General features: G+C 63.3%; 16 protein-coding genes. 10 read left to right on the top strand and 6 right to left on the bottom strand.

The annotated features are described in order from the left end of the window. Positions 1 to 11 precede the first annotated feature (11 nt). Positions 12 to 1,097 (bottom strand): TauD/TfdA family dioxygenase, encoded by a 1,086-nt coding sequence (locus CEY05_RS05540; RefSeq protein ID WP_088596424.1) that lies wholly within the window; start codon positions 1,095 to 1,097, stop codon positions 12 to 14. Further along, the gene (locus CEY05_RS05535) at positions 1,098 to 2,327 is read right to left on the bottom strand and encodes a CaiB/BaiF CoA-transferase family protein (protein WP_088596423.1); all 1,230 of its coding nucleotides are present in this window, start codon (positions 2,325 to 2,327) and stop codon (positions 1,098 to 1,100) included. Positions 2,328 to 2,464: 137 nt separating this feature from the next. Here CEY05_RS05535 and CEY05_RS05530 point away from each other — a divergent pair, with 137 nt between their 5' ends. Together CEY05_RS05530 and CEY05_RS05525 are read left to right on the top strand one after the other, a co-directional pair. Further along, positions 2,465 to 3,211 carry a GntR family transcriptional regulator gene (locus tag CEY05_RS05530; RefSeq protein ID WP_158219258.1) on the top strand — a complete coding sequence of 249 codons (747 nt, stop codon included), beginning with the start codon at positions 2,465 to 2,467 and terminating at the stop codon, positions 3,209 to 3,211. 129 nt (positions 3,212 to 3,340) lie between these two features. Then, the gene (locus CEY05_RS05525; RefSeq protein ID WP_088596421.1) at positions 3,341 to 4,300 is read left to right on the top strand and encodes a tripartite tricarboxylate transporter substrate binding protein; all 960 of its coding nucleotides are present in this window, start codon (positions 3,341 to 3,343) and stop codon (positions 4,298 to 4,300) included. A gap of 60 nt (positions 4,301 to 4,360) precedes the next feature. Here CEY05_RS05525 and tam read toward each other — a convergent pair whose 3' ends face one another. Continuing rightward, positions 4,361 to 5,122 carry a trans-aconitate 2-methyltransferase gene (gene tam, locus CEY05_RS05520; protein WP_088596420.1) on the bottom strand — a complete coding sequence of 254 codons (762 nt, stop codon included), beginning with the start codon at positions 5,120 to 5,122 and terminating at the stop codon, positions 4,361 to 4,363. A 106-nt stretch (positions 5,123 to 5,228) separates the two neighbouring features. Next, positions 5,229 to 5,798, bottom strand: a complete 570-nt coding sequence (locus CEY05_RS05515; protein ID WP_088596419.1) for a TetR/AcrR family transcriptional regulator — start codon at positions 5,796 to 5,798, stop codon at positions 5,229 to 5,231. A gap of 157 nt (positions 5,799 to 5,955) precedes the next feature. Here CEY05_RS05515 and CEY05_RS05510 point away from each other — a divergent pair, with 157 nt between their 5' ends. Then, a complete protein-coding gene (locus CEY05_RS05510; protein WP_088596418.1) occupies positions 5,956 to 6,648 on the top strand; it encodes a glutathione S-transferase in 693 nt (230 codons plus the stop codon). A 52-nt stretch (positions 6,649 to 6,700) separates the two neighbouring features. Here the strand turns inward: CEY05_RS05510 and CEY05_RS05505 are convergent, their stop codons facing one another. Continuing rightward, complete coding sequence (locus CEY05_RS05505; protein ID WP_088596417.1) at positions 6,701 to 7,582, bottom strand: LysR family transcriptional regulator; 882 nt, start codon at positions 7,580 to 7,582, stop codon at positions 6,701 to 6,703. Between the two features lie 99 nt (positions 7,583 to 7,681). Here CEY05_RS05505 and CEY05_RS05500 point away from each other — a divergent pair, with 99 nt between their 5' ends. The 4 genes from CEY05_RS05500 (at position 7,682) to CEY05_RS30795 (ending at position 12,813) form a co-directional block, all read left to right on the top strand. After that, positions 7,682 to 9,052 carry an MFS transporter gene (locus CEY05_RS05500; protein WP_088596613.1) on the top strand — a complete coding sequence of 457 codons (1,371 nt, stop codon included), beginning with the start codon at positions 7,682 to 7,684 and terminating at the stop codon, positions 9,050 to 9,052. A 125-nt stretch (positions 9,053 to 9,177) separates the two neighbouring features. Next, positions 9,178 to 10,854 (top strand): Na/Pi cotransporter family protein, encoded by a 1,677-nt coding sequence (locus CEY05_RS05495; protein WP_088596416.1) that lies wholly within the window; start codon positions 9,178 to 9,180, stop codon positions 10,852 to 10,854. 217 nt (positions 10,855 to 11,071) lie between these two features. Beyond that, positions 11,072 to 12,211 carry an AAA family ATPase gene (locus tag CEY05_RS05490; protein ID WP_233161363.1) on the top strand — a complete coding sequence of 380 codons (1,140 nt, stop codon included), beginning with the start codon at positions 11,072 to 11,074 and terminating at the stop codon, positions 12,209 to 12,211. Further along, a complete protein-coding gene (locus CEY05_RS30795) occupies positions 12,208 to 12,813 on the top strand; it encodes a hypothetical protein (RefSeq protein ID WP_143220282.1) in 606 nt (201 codons plus the stop codon). The genes CEY05_RS05490 and CEY05_RS30795 overlap by 4 nt, the downstream gene beginning before the upstream one ends. An 883-nt stretch (positions 12,814 to 13,696) precedes the next feature. On the opposite strand, the gene CEY05_RS05480 is transcribed toward CEY05_RS30795, so the two are convergent. Further along, positions 13,697 to 15,241 (bottom strand): 3-deoxy-D-arabino-heptulosonate 7-phosphate synthase, encoded by a 1,545-nt coding sequence (locus CEY05_RS05480; protein ID WP_088596413.1) that lies wholly within the window; start codon positions 15,239 to 15,241, stop codon positions 13,697 to 13,699. Positions 15,242 to 15,483: 242 nt separating this feature from the next. On the opposite strand from CEY05_RS05480, the gene CEY05_RS05475 reads away from it, so the two are divergent. From CEY05_RS05475 to CEY05_RS05465, 3 genes are all read left to right on the top strand, one after another. Beyond that, the gene (locus CEY05_RS05475; protein ID WP_233161362.1) at positions 15,484 to 16,305 is read left to right on the top strand and encodes a YggS family pyridoxal phosphate-dependent enzyme; all 822 of its coding nucleotides are present in this window, start codon (positions 15,484 to 15,486) and stop codon (positions 16,303 to 16,305) included. Continuing rightward, a complete protein-coding gene (pdxK, locus tag CEY05_RS05470) occupies positions 16,305 to 17,198 on the top strand; it encodes a pyridoxine/pyridoxal/pyridoxamine kinase (RefSeq protein ID WP_088596412.1) in 894 nt (297 codons plus the stop codon). Before CEY05_RS05475 ends, pdxK begins: the two co-directional genes overlap by 1 nt. Before the next feature lie 86 nt (positions 17,199 to 17,284). Further along, positions 17,285 to 17,983 (top strand): glutamine amidotransferase, encoded by a 699-nt coding sequence (locus tag CEY05_RS05465; protein WP_088596411.1) that lies wholly within the window; start codon positions 17,285 to 17,287, stop codon positions 17,981 to 17,983. The last annotated feature ends 48 nt before the right edge of the window (positions 17,984 to 18,031 follow it).

Here is an 18,031-nt window from a genome sequence, read left to right as displayed (position 1 = left end):
ACGCCTGGGGCCTAGTCCACCATCCTGCTGTCCGCGGTGCTCGCCTTCAGCCTTTCGTCGTGGACCGAAGGCAATTCCGCGAACGGTTTGCGGTGTTGCGACCATAGGCGCATGTCTTCATCCGTATGGAAGACCTGGCGCGGCGGCATGGCGTCCCAGTCCTTGGCGCGGATCCAGATACGCATCAGATGACGGCGCTGTTCGATTTCGGGGTAGTCCTCGTAATCGGTGCGGCCGTGCACCATGCTGCGATTGTTCAGGAACTGGATGTCGCCATCCTTGAAGCCCATGTCCAGGAAGTGCTCGGGCATCGCGGCGACCTTGCGTACGCGGTACAAGGCATCGGATTCTTCTTGCGTGTACGGACGCTGGCCGCTCTTTTCGCACAGGCGTGCGTAGCCGGTCGGCAGGTAGCACACGACGCGGCCATTCTGTTCAACGAAGAAGGGGACCTTGTTTTCGCTATAGGTGCGCGTGGCATGGCGTCCGTCTTCGTCGGCGCGCTTCAGCCACAGGCCTTCGCACAGTACGCGAAAGTGTTCCGGATGATGTTCCGCCATGTAGTTATGCACGGTCAGCGCGCTGCTGATGCGGCTGTCGCCGCCGGACTTGGCGGTGCGCAGGCACATCAGGCCGATGACGTCGCAGGAATCCGTGTGCATCAGCTGGCCGCCGCCCTTGCGGTAGCCGCGTGACTTGGGTTCAAGGTCGCTGACGTCCATGACGTGGCCGAGCATGTCGCCAAGATAGGACTGCGTCATGGGGCGTCCCATGTAGGAGGCCAGGCCGAAGTACACCTTCGCCATGTCGTCGTCGCTGTAGCGGTCGCGCGGCAGGCCGCGCAGCATCAGGAAGCCGACGCTGTCCTGCAGCCGTTGCGGCAGGCCCCGCATGAGGGTGCCCACCTGCTGCAGCGGGAAATTCTCCGGGGTGATATCGGGAAAGTCGACGTCGCCCTGCGCCTTCAGGTGCGCCAGCGCGGCGTCGATCTCGGCGACCTCCTGCGGGGACAACACATGCAGGCCGTGGGTGCGCCAGTCGATTTCAGGGCCTTTCCATACCGCCGGCCCTTGCAGCTGCGTTCCAAGCAATGCCATTCAAGTCTCCTTGTTCGTGCAGACCACCTTGCTGGCCTGCAAAGTCTGGAATGCGTCCTGGCCGATGATGGGCGCCAGGATTTCCTCGTTGTGTTCACCGACGTAGGGCGCCTGGTAGCGGAACGCGCCAGGATGCCGCGCGAAGCGCGGCGTGATGTTGTGGGCGAGCTGGCGGTCCTGTGCTTCGGGCAGGCGTACGAACACTTCGCGTTCGCGCACGTAGTCGTCCTTGATCAGGTCGCTGGCGTCGTACACCGGCCCGGCCGTCACGCCTTCCCGGTCGAACAGCGCCAGGGCTTCGGCGAAATGCTGCTTGGCGAACCAGTCGGCCACCAGGCCGTCGATGTATTCGACGTGGCGCAGGCGGCCCCGTGCCGTGCCGTATTCCGGGTGTTCCGGGATGTCAGGGCGCCCGATCAGGTTGAAGAAGCGCCGGGCCATGGTTTCGGTGGATGTCGATATGCAGATCCACTTGCCGTCGGCCGTCTTGTAGACATTGCGGGGCGCGGTGGTGTTCGACCGGCTGCCCGTGCGCGCCTTGAGCTTGCCGGTGAGTTCATACGTACCGACCTGCGGGCCCAGCACCGAGACCGTGGGTTCGAACAGGGAAAGATCGATGATCTCGCCGCCTTGGCCATTGGCGCGCATATTCCACAATGCCGTCATCACCGCGCCGAATCCATAAAGTCCGCTGACCATGTCGCCCAGGAAAATCGGCGGCAGGACGGGCTCGCGGTCCTGGAAGCCATTGATGGCGGCGAAGCCCGTGTAGCCCTCCACCAGGGTGCCGAAGCCCGGCTTGTCGCGGTAGGGACCGGTCTGGCCCCAGCCGGTGATGCGCACGATGACGATATTCGGATTGATGGCATGGATGACTTCCGGCGCCAGTCCCATTTTTTCCAGGGTGCCGGAGCGGAAGGACTCCACGAACACGTCTATCGTCGGCAGCAGGCGCTTCAGTAGCGCAATGGCGTCGGGGTGGCGGAAATCCAACCCGATGCTGCGCTTGTTGCGGCAGTACGTGTTCCACCAGGTATCGTGGCCGTCGCTGCGGAAGTTGCGCAGGGTGTCGCCGCCTGGCGGTTCGACTTTGATGACGTCGGCGCCGAAATCGGCCAGTTGCAAGGTCATCACATTGCCCGCGACCAGGCGGGAAAGGTCCAGCACGCGCACGCCGCTAAGCGGGCCGCGGGCGTCGGGATTGAATTCGGCGGCAGGAAAGTCGGTCATCTGTGAAGGCTGATGGTGATTCTTGAAATAAGGATATCATTATATCTAACGCAATCCAACCTGCCATTGCGGGTGACGGTAAGATGCGGGCTGGCAGTTCCGCCGCTCCCATAAGAACGAAAGACCGAAAGAAGCCCATGAGGACCACCGCCCCGAAATACCTGCTCGTCGCCGATCTGCTGGCCAAGGAAATCTCCAACGGCTTTCCCGCTGTCGGCGAGCTGCTGCCCAAGGAGAGCGACCTGATCGAGCGCTTCGAGGTCAGCCGCACGACCATCCGCGAAGCCCTCAAGCGGCTGGTGTCGCAGGGACTGATCGAGACCATCCATGGCGTGGGCACCAAAGTGGTGGCGCGGGCGCAGAACCAGAGCTTCATGCTGACTTCACGCTCGGTTTCCGAGCTGGTGTCTTACGGGGCCGGGCCGACACGTTACCTGATCTCGCGCCGCGAATCCCTGGTGCTGCGGCCCGAGGACACGGCCGTGCTGAAGATGCCCACCGGCGATACGGTATTGCGGCTGGCGGGCAAGCGTGTCAATCGCGCCGATACCGGCGTGGTGGTGTCGGTGTGCCGCATCTATGTGCGCAAACCCTACCTGAGCGCGGTGGCGCACGACCGGGAGATGGATACCGCCGTCTATACGCAGATCTCCGAGGCCTTCGACAGCACCATCCAGAAGATCGAGCAGGAAATCCAGGCGGTGTTCGTGTCACCGGAAGAGGCCGAGTTGCTGCACGCCACGCCCTACAGTCCTGCGCTGCAAGTGGTGCGGCGCTATTTCTTCGAGGATCCGGAGCCTTTCGAAGTGACCGTGAACACCTACCCGGGCCATACCTTTACGTACAAGATGACGCTGAATCGGGCGGCCGGCACGGCATCCTGAGGCTGGCGAGGTCTCCGTCTTAATAGGGAATTTCTTCCGTTGATATCATGATCTCATGATGATATTCTGGTTTTGGCGTTGCGCCTCGATGCGCGCGCCGGTGCCACCAGAACAAGATCAGGAGACAAAATGAGATCGCTTTGGAAGTTGGCTGCCGCGTCCGTGGCGGCATTCGGCCTGACCTGTGCCGCGCGCGCCGAGCCCGAGGTTCCCAGCGTCGTGCGGATCATCGTGCCGTTTTCCCCCGGGGCCAGCAATGACACCTTCGGCCGCGCCATCGCCAAGGAATTGACGAAGAAGACCGGCAAGAATTTCATCGTCGAGAACAAGCCGGGGGCAGGGGGCGTGATCGGTACCGGCGAGGTGGCCAAGAGCAAGGGTGATGGCGCGACTTTGCTTTTCAGTTCGTCCTCGGTAGTGACCAATACCGTGGGGCGCCAGTTGAATTACGACTTTGCCAAGGACCTGGCGCCGGTCGCGGTGGTCTCCGAGGGGCCCATGGTGCTGGTGGCGTCAAAGGCGTCCGGGCTGAAGAACCTGGATGACCTGAAGGCGGCGCTGACGTCCGGCAAGCCCATGACGTACGGGACACCGGGTCTGGGCTCGATTGCGCATTTTTCCTCGGAGCTGCTGATGCAGCGTTCGGGCGGCAAGTTCCGGCACGTGCCCTATAAAGGGGTGTCGAATGCGGCCATCGACATGATGGGCGGGCGCGTCGATTTCATGATCTCGACACCGGCTTCCATCCTGGGACAGATGAAATCGGGTGACCTGGTGACGCTGGGCGTGACCAGCGCGGCGCAGTCGCCCTTGCTGCCCAATGTCAGGTCGGTCAGCGAGATTTATCCCGGCTACACGGTGGACGTGTGGTGGGGGTTCTTCGCGCCAGCCAGCACGCCCAAGGAATTGCTCGATTACTACAACAAGGCGATCAACGAAGTCATCGCCAGCAAGGACATGGCGGAACTGTTCGCGCGTGAGTCGACCGAGATCAAGCACATGTCGGTGGCGCAATCGCGCGCGTTCGTCGAAGCGGACTACAAGAAATGGTTCGACCTGGCGAAGGAACGCAATATCAAGCTGGATTGAGTCCGGCGTCTTGCATCCTTCGCTTTGAGTCCCGCGCTTCGACGCCAGCTTCGGCCGGCTTCAGCGCGTCGCCAGGATGAACAGGCGCGGGAAGGGCAGCAGCACCGTGCCGCTGGGCAATGCCGGGTAGGCTTGCTCGATGCGCTCCTTGTACATCTGCAGGAAGTCGGCCTTGCCGGCGTCGTCCAGCTTGGCCAGGAAGGGGCGCAGGGCCGAACCCTTGAACCATTCCACGACGGCCTGGGCGTCTTCGAGCGGATGGAAATACGTCGTGCGCCAGACGTCGATATGCTGGCAGTGGGCTTGCAGCAGGCCGTAATACCACTGCGGCGTGTGGCGGCTGTGATGGCGTACCTGCGCCAGCGTGCCGCCCCAGCGCGCGTCGGCCGCCACTTCCTGGGCCAGCAGATGGGCGGGTTCCTGCAGATTGTCCGGCGTCTGGATGGCCAGGGTGCCGTTGGGCGCCAGGCTGTCGACCAGGCGCGGGTACAGCGCCTGATGGTCCGGCAGCCACTGCAGCGAGGCGTTGGCCAGGATGACGTCGTAGCGGGTGGCGGGCGCCCAGTTGGCGATGTCGGCCAGCTCGAAAGTGGTCTGCGGCGAGCGCTTGCGGGCCGCGGTGATCATGTCCTGATCGCTGTCCAGGCCGGTGACCTGGGCCTGCGTGTAACGCTGCGCCAGCACTTCGGTAGAGTTGCCCGGACCGCAACCCAGATCGACGGCGACCTTGACGTCCTCATTCGGAATGGCCGCGACCAGGTCGCGGACGGGACGGGTGCGTTCTGCTTCGAAGCGTGAGTATTGCTGGGCGGACCAGGTCATGGGGGGGTCTCCTGTGTTACTTGAACGATTACCTGAACGTCTTGCCTGAACGTCTTACCTGAACGTCTTGCCTGCACTGAGTAAACAGGAAGATACGCAACTAAGCTTACAAAAGTCCGGCTTCGCGATAACCATCGATCAAGCTATCGTAGACCGCGAGGTCGGCACGGCTTCTCGCCAGCAACTGGGCACCGGCCACCGCCGCGAAGATGGCGCGGGCTCGCCGTTCGCTGGCTTCCGGTGCGACCGTGCCGGCGGCAAGCAGCGTCTTGTTGAGCCACGCGATATTCATGTCGCCGAACGCGCGCACCTCAGTATTCACTTCCTCCGGCAGATCGACGGTTTCCGCGGCCAGGAAGCTGCCCAGGCAGATCCTGTTATCGGCTTCCAGGGCTTTACGAAACGTGGCCGGGTAACGCTGCAGCGCGCGCTGCGGATCGCCTTCCTCGGCCAGCAAGGCATCCAGCGTGGCGGCGGCGTTCTCCGTATAGCGCCGGGCCACGGCAGCCCCCAGGTCCGCCTTGTTGGTGAAGTGGTAGTAGATGCTGGCGGCCTTGATGCCGACGTCCGCCGCGAGGTCGCGAAAATTCAAGCCGCTGTAGCCGTGGGCCTGGGCCATCCTGGTGGCCGCCGCGAGGATGCGCTCCTTCGCATTGGCACCCGCTTCTGTCTTCAACACCGCGATTCCCAAGAAAGATTGACGTAGGGGAATATACCTCTTATTCTTTACCTAACGATCGTTAGGTAGGTGTTGATGTTCAGGCGGCTTGGCCGGCCGCCATATCCCGTTTATTTCCCTCCATTCCCTATTCTCATCAGAGAGAGAGTCATCCATGACTGCCGCAGCAGCCGATCACGAAGTAGCGCATACACCTTTGCTGAAGATCCATGATTTCCCCGCCGGCCCCTATCCCACGCGCGTGAGGATTGCCTTGGCGGAGAAGGGCCTGACGTCGCAGGTCCAGTTCGAATTTGTCGATCTGTACAAGGGCGAGCACAAAACGCCCGAGTTTCTCGCCACCAGGAGTTACTCAGGCACCGTGCCGGTGCTGGAGCTTGCCGACGGTACCCACATCGGCGAGTGCACGGCGATCACGCAATACCTGGACGCGTTGGACGGTGCTCCCACGCTTACCGGCAGGACGCCGCTGGAGCAGGGCCTGGTTCATATGATGAGCAAGCGCGCCGAGCTGGAAGTGCTGGACGCCGTGAGTGTCTATTTTCATCACGGCACGCCGGGCCTGGGGCCCGATGTCGAGGTCTACCAGAATCCGGAGTGGGGTTTCCGGCAACGCGACAAGGCCTTGCGCGGCATGCGGTACTTCAACGGCATTCTCGAGAAGCGCGGTTTTGTCGCCGGCGACACGTTCTCCATGGCCGACATCACCCTGATCGCCGGCCTGCTTTTCGCCGACCTCGTGAAGCTGCCCCTGCCCGCGGACTGCGAGGCTTTGCGCACCTGGTACGCCGCGATGCGCGAACGCCCCAGCGTGAAATGCCAACCGGCATTCGCCGCGTCAGCCTAGGCAGCACAACGGCGGCGTTCACCTGCATGTCCAGGCATCGCCATGAGCGCGCTCATGGCGCTCCGGCGGCGGGTCCCAGTTGCGGATCGTTCAAGAAGGCTTCGGCCCAGTAGTCCATGGCGGCCCGCACGGCCTTGTTGCGCTTGAGGTCGCGGTGGGTGATCAGCCACAGGTCCGGGCAAAAGGGCGTGGCCGGGTTTTCCACGCGGACCAAGGTCTTTTCTGCATCGCCCAGGAAGCAGGGCAGCGCCGCTACGCCGGCGCCGGATTGCACGGCGATCAAGTGGCTGTTGGTGTCGCTGAGTTCGCAATTGACGGGACGGGCGCCGGCCGCATCACGGATCCAGCGCGCCAGGGGCAGGCGGCTGAAACGCTGCTCATAGGCGATGAAGGTCCACCGGGCGGGATCGCGCAGGGCGGGGTAGCGCCGGCTGGCATACAGCGCGAAAGGCATACGGCCGATGCGCCGGGTGACGCTGCCGGCTTCCCTGGGACGGGCCATCCGTAACGCCACATCCGCTTCGCCGCGAGCCAGGGAAACCTGCCCGGCTTCGGACGAGACGGAAAGCTGTATGCCCGGATAGGCCGCCTGGAAATCCACCATGCGCGGGGCCAGGAAGTGCGTGACCAGCACCGGCGGCGCGCTCAGCGATACCCGGCCCTTCAAGCCCGTCTGGCTGCCGCGCGCCTGCCTCTCAATGGAGAACGCCGCCATCTCCATGGCCTTGGCTTCTTCCAGGACCTGCAGACCGGTGGGCGTCAGGCGACAAGCGCGCGGCAGGCGCTCGACCAGCACCGCCTGCACTTCGATTTCCAGCGCTGCCAGGCGGCGGCTGACCGTCGCATGGTCCACACCCAACGCGCGCGCCGCGCCCGACAAGGTGCCGGCGCGGCCGACGGCGAGGAAATGACGCAAATTCTCCCAATTGAACATCTGTGCATTTTCTCCAGGTAACAGTGCGATTTTAGGGAATTTACGCGGACATTGCCGATGCGTAGCATCGTCTGCTCCCTGGACTCAACGTTGCCTGCCATGTCTTTTTCCACTCCCTCGCCGCGCGGAACCTTGGTCGCGGCCGCTCTGGGTTTCGTCGTCGTCCTGCTGGATGTCAGTGTCGTCAATGTGGCGCTGGATGCGCTGCGCCAGGAATTCGACACCGATGTCGCCGGCCTGCAATGGGTGGTCAACGCCTACACGCTGGCGTTTGCCGCGCTGCTATTGACCAGCGGCGCGCTGGGGGACCGTTTCGGCGCCCGGCGCATCTTTCTTTATGGCTTCATGCTGTTCACCCTGGCGTCCGCGGCTTGCGGGTTGGCTGGCAGTCTGGCCTTGCTGGCCGGCGCGCGCGTCATCCAGGGCATGGGCGCGTCCTTGCTGGTGCCCAATTCCCTATCCATGCTGCAACGCGCCTTCCCTGACAAGCTGCAGCGCAGCCGCGCGGTGGGATGGTGGGGCGGCATCGCCAGCCTTGCGCTGGCGGCTGGCCCCGTGTTGGGCGGCCTGTTGGTGGCGCAGTGGGGCTGGCGCGCCATCTTCGCCATCAATCTGCCTGTCGGTGTGTTGGGTATCTGGCTGACCCTCCGGTACGTCGCGGCCGATCCACCGGGGCACGCACGCAGCCTGGACTGGCCCGGGCAGGGCGCGGCAATCCTGGCACTGACGGCCCTGACCGCCGGGCTCATGGAAGTCGGACGGCAGGGCTGGGCCAGTCCGTGGGTACAGGGCGCCTTGCTGGCCTGCGTCGTGGCCGTCGCCGCTTTCCTGCGCATAGAAACGCGAAGCCCGGCGCCGATGCTGCCTCTGGCGCTTTTCCGTGTGCCGGCGTTCACGCTGGCTGCCGTGTCGGGCGTCGCCGTCAACTTCGCGTATTACGGGCTGGTCTTCGTGTTCAGCCTGTTCTTCCAGGTCGAACAGGGCATGTCAGCGGCGCAGGCGGGCCTGGCCTTCCTGCCGATGACGGTGGTGCTGATGGTGGCCAATCTCGCGGCTAGCCGCCTGATCACGCGGATGGGTGGGAGCCGGTTGATGGTGCTGGGCCTGTTGATCGCGGCCTCGGGCTACCTGCTTCTGCTGCCCGTGCGCATCGAGGGCGCTTACGTGTGGCTGGCGCTGCCCATGTTGCTGGCCGCCACGGGCACGGCATTGACCGTGCCCACCATGACCAACATCACGCTGTCCTCAGTGGATCCGGGGCGCTCGGGCATTGCTTCCGGCGTGCTCAATTCGGCGCGACAGGTTGGCGGGCTGCTGGGCGTGGCCGTTTGCGGCTATCTGGTACGCGATACCGCGCCGTCTGCCTTCATGACGGGGATGCATCTGTCCGCCGCGATCGGCGGCTTGCTGACCCTGACGACTGGCGCCATGTGGTGGCTGGGTATCGCTACGGAGAAGTGCCCGGCCTAGATGGCGTCGGTGTCCTGGCGATGGTTTCTGATACGGAGGTATAGGGCTAAGATAAGCGCGCACGCCACTGTGCCGTGGCCCGCGGTCCGCGGGAGACGTTCCAGCGACAAAGGCGAGGGCTGACCATGTCTACCGCAATTGCCATACTGGGTGGTGTCGGGCTTTTCCTGCTCGGCATGACGGTCATGACGGACGGTTTGAAGGAGTTGGCGGGATCGGCGCTGCGCACGGTGCTCGGCAAAGCGGCGGCCACACCTTGGTCAGGTGCGTTCTGGGGTGCCATGGTCACCTTGCTGGTGCAGTCGTCCAGTGCGGTGACGATGACCACCATAGGCCTTGTCAACGCTGGCATCCTGCCGTTCGCCAAGGGATTGGGCCTGGTGTTCGGCGCCAACATCGGCACGACCGGCACGGCGTGGCTCATCGCGCTGGTCGGTGTGCGCGTTTCGCTGTCGGCTTACGCATTGCCCATGATCTTCATCGGCGCGCTGACCAAGCTGCTGGGCAAGGGCCGTATCTCCGCCGCGGGCGGCGCCTTCGCCGGCTTCGCGCTGGTGCTGTATGGCCTGACCACGCTGCAACAGGGCATGGGCGGCCTGGCCGAAAGCCTGCATCCTTCCGACCTGCCCTCCGTGCTGGGAATGGCTGGCGTCAGCTGGCTGACGGGGACGGGCGGGCTGCTGATGCTGATCATCGTGGGACTGGCGATGACGGCGGTGATGCAGTCCTCCACCGCTTCCACGGCGGTCACCATCGCGTCCTTCTACGCCGGGGCCATCAGCCTGGAGCAGGGGGCCGCCCTGATCATAGGACAGAACATCGGCACGGCCACCAGTTCGGCCTTGGCCGCCATCGGCGCCAGCGTGACGGCCAAGCGGCTGGCGCTGGCCTATGTGCTGTTCAAGGTCATCGCCGCGCTGATCGCGATATTTTCCTTCCCGTTCATGGTGGGCGTGATGCGGCGCCTGGCGTCGTCGGTCGATGGCACCACGCTATTGGCGGCGTATCACACGGCGTTCAATGTGGTGGGCGTCGCCGTGCTGTTGCCCGCGACGCAATGGTTCACGCGGGTCGTCGAGCGCATCATGCCCTCCAGACAGACGGCGGTGGAACGCGCACTGGACCGCAGTGTGCTGGCTAATCCAGTGGTGGCCGTCGAAGCGGCGCGGCGGGTGGTGGCCGACGTCTTGAAGACGGCGTCGGCATCGGTCGCCGCCGCGCTATCCGGCCGCGTCGACCAGCAGGGCGTGCCGGGCAGCGCGACCGCGGCGGCGACACTGGCCGAAGTCAAGGAGTTCCTGTCCGAATTGCATGGCCCGATCGAAACGGAAACGGAGGTCGATCACCTGCATCTGACCAGTACCTTGCACGCGCTCGATCACGCCACACGCATGGTGGAGAACATGGCGGCGGGACGTTTCATTGCCGCGGCCAGCACGCCGGATGGTGGCGCTACGCTCGATCTGCAAGCCACTGCGCTATGCGTCAGGGCCATGCGCGGCGCGGAGGAAGTGGGCGCGTCGATCACCGCGCAAACGGCGCTCAGCGGCCACACCGATCCCATCGGCTGGACGGTATCCGTCGAAGTGGCGTCTGAACTCGCTGAACTGGAAGCCGCGACGGGGGAACTGGACGCCATCGAACAGGACCATCGCGGCGCCACCCTCGCGGCCGTGGCGCCCGGCGGGATGACGGCCGCGGAGGCCTTGACGCGCATCGACAATGTGAGAAGGCTGGCGCGGCTGGCGCATCATGCATGGCGAGCGGCTGCGCACCTGGTCGGCCGGGGGGCAGATAAATAGTCTGTCCTTGGCTGAGGGCTATATTTGGTTGTTGGCAGCTTGTTCGGAGCGTCCAGCCTGTCTCGAGCGATTTCTCGGCCGTTTTTTGCGTAAAATTTCGCTCTTCAGTTTAAGTCCATAAAAGATCCCTGATCGATCAATGTTCCGGGTGGCTTACGTAAAATGAGCGCCGGTCGCGGGCTGGCATCGAGGAGTGAAAAGTATGCAGGTAACGCGATTGAAGTTGAAAAACTGGCGAAATTTTAGAGGTATTGACGTTCCGTTGCGTGACGTTTCATATTTCCTTGGTCCGAATGCATCAGGAAAATCAAATGTTTTGGACGTGTTTCGTTTCCTCAGAGACGTTAGCAAACCGACCGGGGGCGGGCTGCAGGTAGCGGTTGCTCAGCGTGGTGGCATAAGCAAGCTGCGATGCCTTCATGCCCGACGGGATCCCGAGGTCCTCATTGAGGTTGATCTGTCTGAGTCGAGCGATGATCCGTTTCCTTCTTGGCAATATGTTCTTGGGTTCAAACCCGAAGGAAAGGGCGCACAGAGAATTCTTGTATCGAGAGAAGAAGTTTGGCGGAACGGGAAAATGTTGTTCTCGCGGCCAGATGGTGACGATGAGATCGACGAGGTTTTGTTGACCCAGACCCGATTGGAACAGATTTCGGCAAACGTCAAATTTCGTCCGCTCGCTGATTTCTTCGGAGCGGTCACCTATTTGCATTTGGTCCCGCAGTTGTTGAAATATGCGGAAAAAATTGGTGGGCACCGCCTTGAAGATGATCCCTTTGGGCAGGGATTTTTAGAACGAATCGCCAAGACGCCGGACAGAACACGAATCGCACGATTAAAAAAGATAAGCGAGGCGCTTACGCTTGCGGTGCCGCAGTTCAAGGAACTTAGGTTCGTGAAAGACGAGGTTGGTCATCCACATCTTGAAGCACGCTATGCCCACCATAGACCTAATGCGGGATGGCAGTCAGAAGAACATTTCTCTGATGGGACGCTAAGGCTCTTAGGGCTGCTCTGGTCGTTATTGGACGGTAGTTCCATGTTGCTATTGGAAGAGCCTGAGATATCCCTTAATGATGCCGTCGTTAAGGAAATTCCTATCATTATTCAACGGTTGCAAAGAAATAGAAAAATAAAAAGGCAGATAATTATTAGTACCCATAGTGAAGCACTTCTCAGCAATCCAGGTATTGATGGGCGTGGAGTTGTATTGCTTGAGGCTGGCACTGATGGTTCGACCGGGCGAACTCTGCAGCAGGATGAGGCTATTGCATTGGAAGCTGGATTGTCTGTTGCCGAAGTTGTTCTACCTAAGACTCGTCCCGCCTCGGTCAATCAGTTGGGGCTATGGGAATGACCACTATTGCCTTAGCAACGGAAGATGAGCTTAGCGAGGCCGTGGGATTGAAGCTTTTGAGGGCCTGCGGTTTGTCTGTTGATCAGCCGCCCATGCTCTTGAGAAAAAATGGTTTTGGGTATCTACGTTCCAGAATGTCGAGCTGGCGTCAGATGGCACGCAATCAAGTCGTGATCGTGCTGACCGATCTAGATCGCGTCAACTGCCCTTTGGAGCTCTTGGATGATTGGCTCGGTCCAGGCCGGGACTGCCCCGCCAATTTGGTATTGAGAATTGCAGTACGAGAAATAGAAGCTTGGGCGATGGCTGATCATGACGCACTCAGACGCCTCTTGGGCGCGCGTGGAAGATTCCCCCCCACCCCTGATGAACTGCCCGATCCAAAACAACATCTGCTGATCTTGGCGAAATTGGCTCCTAGAGCAGTCAAAGAAGATTTGCTTGCGAATGTCGGTGCAATGGCTAGACAGGGACTCGGCTATAACCGCCGGTTGGTACCCTGGATTAACGATGATTGGTGCCCGGAACGAGCATCACAGCGATCGGAAAGCCTGCGGAGAGCAAAACATCGGTTAGAGCGACTTAGCGAGCGGCTTACGTAGCACCAAATAGGTTTTATCGAGCGTCGAAGTCAGTCAGTATGAGCGCCGGAGCTAATGCTTGTCGGATGCTTTTCACACGCACTAGTCCGGCCTACATCGAGAAAGGCGCTACGGATTAAGGTCCGCTGCATCGGCGCTGTAATGCCTTCGACGGATTCTGCGCCGCCGATGGCTTTGCCTTGGATGTCGAAGTGGAGCACGCTGCGCGCGACCTGGACCTTTGTTTACTTTTGCGTGGCGCGGACGTTGGCCATGCCCTAGTTGCTAGCGAGTAAATCCTGCGGCCCATGCTTTCGGACGGCACGGCGGGATTTAATTGGAACCGGTGCCAGGAAAAAGGGGCAGTCAGTTCAACTGCTGTTCCCGCAAGAAGGGTAGGTATTGACCGCGCTAATCTGCATGTGGGTCATCGTCGCTACAACTGGACGTGGTGCTGCGCAGCGGACTAGGCGCTGCTGGAGCGGATCATGACCGATCGCGCGGGTCGCCGATGTGGCTATTCCTTGCCCGTGGGGATATTGGCGGATCAGTGGAAGGCTCGTCTGGCGTACGAGGCTGGAATGCTGATGCTGCCTCCGCTCTCTGATTGTGGTCGCCGAACAGCTTTTCGGACAGGCGATTTGCGATATGGCCTCGAAGCACTTGGTGGATGGCCGCGTTGCGATACTCGGAAAAGCGGTATCGATGCTCGTCCGCATACTGCTGCCAGCAGCGCCAAGGTTGCGTCCAATGTCCTGACGCTAGCCGATGTCCTTCGGGCAAGGTTTGGCGATGTCGAAGGTAAGCCGGAGCGGTGGGAGCCGGCGCAGATTCCCTTGGCAATGATTACTGGGGCAGGACGTGAGTGCCGACGAGTATTTGCTGTCTCACCGCTTGTCGTCGGTCAGGATTTGCCAGAGACCAGTGGATTGGGTTCGGCGACGGCGCAGTCCAGGTCGGCCACGTGGACCATGAGTTCGCGTACCTGGTGCAGCGTGGCGTATTGCTGCAGGACGGGCTGCCATTGCGGTGATGACAGCAGTTTGTGCCAGACGGGCGCCAGCGCCTTCGGATCCGGCCCTGTGGTTGGATCCAGCGCTGTATTCTCCAACGAGGCGGCGCTCTGCACGTGGGTCGCGTAGGCCAGGCTTTCCGGGGCCGACAGCAATTGCATGCGGCTGGCGGCGTTGAGCAGGCGCGGGGAATCGTCCAACGCGGCGTCGCAGCAATAGAGCACGGCGCCGGCCACCCGGTCATCGTCCGTGGGCAGCGCGCGCAGCGAGGCGCCACGCACTTCGATCACGCCTTGCTGGCAGGCGAAGGAATAGCGCGCCGCACCGTCCGCCTGCGCCAGCAACCGCAGGCCGCGCAACAGGCGCGGATAGTCGGTGGTGGCGGCGTCGACCGATGACTTGACCTCGGCCACCAGGCAGATATCCCAGCAGCCATCGCTACCGGCGCCTTCATGGGCAGTCCTGGCTTGCGCACCATGGTTACGTTGCCGGGCGGAATTTTCAACTTCCGGGGGGCCGTCTTCACCGCCCGCACGGCGTAGCAGGACGACGTCCCACTCTGTCTTGGCTCGATCGGCGTTGGCCGCCAGCGACGCCGGTACGCGCATCGACGTGACGACGCGATAGGCCGTGGCGCCGCCCTGCGCTTCGCCCAGCCTGCGCGCCCAGCCCTGCAGCGCCTGCGCGGCCAGGGCCTCGACGGCGGCGCCGCGCCGTTGCGTGGTCTTGCCCAAAGCCAGGGCTTCGGCGCTGCCGGAGCGCGGGCCCTGCCGGTCCCACAGCGCTTCGTATCGGCGCACACTGTCGCCGGCGGCGAGGTCGGCGCGGCGCTGCAGCCGCTGCAAGGCGGGACCCTGCAGCAGTTTTTCCAGGCCGGCTTCGATGGCGGCCTCTTCCGCGAGGGCAGGTCCCGATGGGGACGGCCGCAGGGCTACCCGCGCGAGGTCGGCCAGCACCGTCCAGCATCCCGCCTCGGCCCGAGCCTGCAACTGGGCCAAGGTTTCGCGCAACGGGCCCGGCGCCAGGCGCTGTTGCTTGCCCGGGTGCGCGATGGCGTTCACCATTGTCAGGACGGCGCGGCGGTCTCGCTCGGCGTGGGCGGACAGGGACGCGTATTCACGTACGCCCGGGTCGCGCTGCCGCAGCACCATCGCCTGGAACGCGCTGTCGCCGTGCATGGGGCGCAGGGCGTCCTGGATGAGGCGCGCGAGCCGGTCGGTGAAAACATCCTGCAACGCGGAGTCCGGCCGCAGTCCCTGTGCCGTGGCGTTGCGCGCCTGGTCGATGATGAGCGCCAATGCCGTGGCGGGGTTGGCCGTCGACGATGTTGCGGACAGCGCCGGGTCCGGTATCGCCGGGATGCGATAGCGCCGGGTGACGGTGGACAGTAAGCCATCGATCGGGCAGCAGGGGCAGGCGGTAAGGGCGGACGGCATGGTCGGGCAGGGCGGGCGTGGAAACAGCGGATAGCCGGCGCGCGGCCAAACGCGCAGACTGCAGGAGGTTGCAGGAAGTATACGAATCCAGTCGAACCCAGGCGAACCAAGGCCGGCCTGGCATGGGTGATACATTTATGCCGGTAATGCGACGGTAATACCCGCAGCATGAGCAATGAAGCTGTCGGCACCATGCCACAAGCAACGAAGTCATCCGCATTCAGGTATCGAGGCGCGAGCGAGTGAACACCGGCACCCCTTTGGCAACATCCACCTTGCACGAGCAGCATGGCCACTGGCCGCAGGCTGAATCCGTGCAGGATTTCCGCCGCAATATCGCGGCGGTGCAGTCGCGCATCGCCGCGGCGTGCGAGCGAGCCGGGCGCGACCCCGCCGGCGTGCGCCTGCTTCCCGTCAGCAAGACCAAGCCTGAAGCCATCCTGCGCCTGGCCTATGCCGCCGGCTGCCGCCATTTCGGCGAGAACAAGCCGCAAGAGGCCTATGGCAAATGGCAAGCCATGCAGGACCTGGGCGACCTGCATTGGTCGGTGATCGGCCACTTGCAGACCAACAAGGCCAAGCTGGTGGCACGCTTCGCCACGGAATTCCAGGCGCTGGACAGCCTGCGGGTAGCCGAAGCACTGGAACGCCGCCTGCAGGAAGAAGGGCGTTCCCTGGACGTGTTCGTGCAGGTCAATACATCGATGGAAGACAGCAAGTATGGCCTGCCCCCCGCCGAGGTGGCGGCGTTCCTGCAGGCCTTGCCGGCATTTCCGGCGTTGCGGGTGCGCGGCCTGATGACGCTGGCGATGTTCTCGGCCGACGCCACGCGCGTGCGGCAGTGCTTCGTGCGCCTGCGCGCGCTGCGTGACCGTCTGCGCCAGGACGCACCCGGCGGCGCGGGGCTGGATGAACTGTCGATGGGCATGTCCGGCGACTATGAAATCGCCATCGAGGAAGGCGCCACGGTGGTGCGCGTGGGCCAGGCGATCTTCGGTGCGCGGGCGACGCCCGATGCGCTTTACTGGCCGACTGCGGGCGCAGGGGCAGGGGAGCAAGGCTGATGGACAACTTCGATCCGACCGTGGGCGCGGCGTCGACGCCATTATTGCCCTTGCCTGTCGACGTGGTATCCGTGCAGTCGCAAGTGGTCTACGGCAGGGTAGGCAACAACGTCGCCTTGCCGACGCTGGAAGCAATGGGCCTGATGACCGCCGCCGTGCCGACGGTGGCGTTCAGCAATACGCCGCACTATCCGACCATCCACGGCGGGCCGATTCCCATCGAATGGTTCGAGGGTTATCTGCGCGACCTGTTCGCCCGCAACGCGCTGGGTAGCCTGAAAGCGGTGCTGGCGGGATATATGGGCAGCGCCGCCCAGGTGCGGGCACTGGGCACGTGGATCGCCGCAGTCGTGCAGGCCAGGCCGGATGTGCGTTGCGTGGTCGATCCCGTGATTGGCGACTACGACAGCGGCGAGTACGTCAGCCCGGGCATGGTCGACGCCTACCGCCAGCACCTGCTGTCGCTGGCGGACGGCATGACGCCCAACGGCTTCGAACTGCAGCGCCTGACAGGCCTGCCGGTGCATGACGTCGACAGCGTCGTCGCTGCCGCCAAGACTTTGCTGGTTGGCCGCACCCAGTGGGTGACGGTGACCAGCGCCGCGCCGGAGACCTGGGCCGACGGCGAAATGCGCGTGATCGTGGTGATGCGCGAGGGGCATGGCATCCGCCGCGAGGTATTCAACCACCCGCGCGTCGATGCCACGCCCAAGGGTACGGGCGATCTGTTCAGCGCGGCGGTGACTGGCCGCCTGGTAACCGGCGCCACCGTATTCGAGGCGGTCGCGGCCGCCTGCGACCAGGTGGTAGCGGCCTTGCGGCTGACGTTCGAGGCGCGCAGCGCGGAACTGCTGCTGGCGCCGGCAAGCCGCCCGCGTCACCGTTCCAGTTAACCAGGCGGGTGTTCCTGGCCGGCGGTTCCGGCGGAACCGCCCGGTCGGCTGCTCCCGCTCACTGTGAATGAAATGGAGTTGAAAGCATGAATAAAACGGCCTTGGCCATACGCCACGTCGCTTTCGAGGATCTGGGTGTCCTCGCGCCATTGCTGGCCGAAAGAGGCTATGCCGTGCGCTATCTGGAAGCGGGCGTGGATGCGCTGAATGTCGATACCCTGACCCAGCCTGACCTGGTCGTCGTGCTGGGCGGCCCGATCGGCGTATACGAGACGGACATCTATCCTTTCCTGGCGGCGGAACAGGAAGCCATCGCCGCGCGCCTGCGGCAATACAAACCTACGCTGGGCATCTGCCTGGGCGCGCAGTTGATGGCGCGCGCAGTGGGTGCCGAGGTCAGGTCCACGGGACGCGCGGAAATCGGCTACGCCCCGTTGGCCTTGACGGAAGCGGGGCGGTCGTCGGTCCTGGGCGGGCTGGGTACCGTGCCGGTGCTGCACTGGCATGGGGATGAGTTCGGCATTCCCAATGGCGCCACCCGCCTGGCTGAAACCCCGGGATTTCCCAACCAGGCCTTCGCCATCGGGCCGCACATCCTGGGACTGCAATTCCATCTGGAAGCCGACGACAAGCAGATCGAACGCTGGCTGATCGGCCACGCCCACGAATTGGCCACGCGCGGCATCGACCCCCGGACGATACGCGCCGATGCGGCGACGTATGGCCCCGAACTCGCCAGCGCCGCTCGCGGCGTCCTGGCGTCCTGGCTGGCGCAATTGGGTTGAGTGCGCCAGGCTCGACCGGGGACGCTGCTACTATTAGCGCCGACCTGA

The organism is Achromobacter sp. HZ34, assembly GCF_002209485.1.
Taxonomy (GTDB): domain Bacteria; phylum Pseudomonadota; class Gammaproteobacteria; order Burkholderiales; family Burkholderiaceae_B; genus Bordetella_C.
Note: the sequence above shows the minus strand (reverse complement) of the source record. Positions and strands in the feature narration are given on the sequence as shown.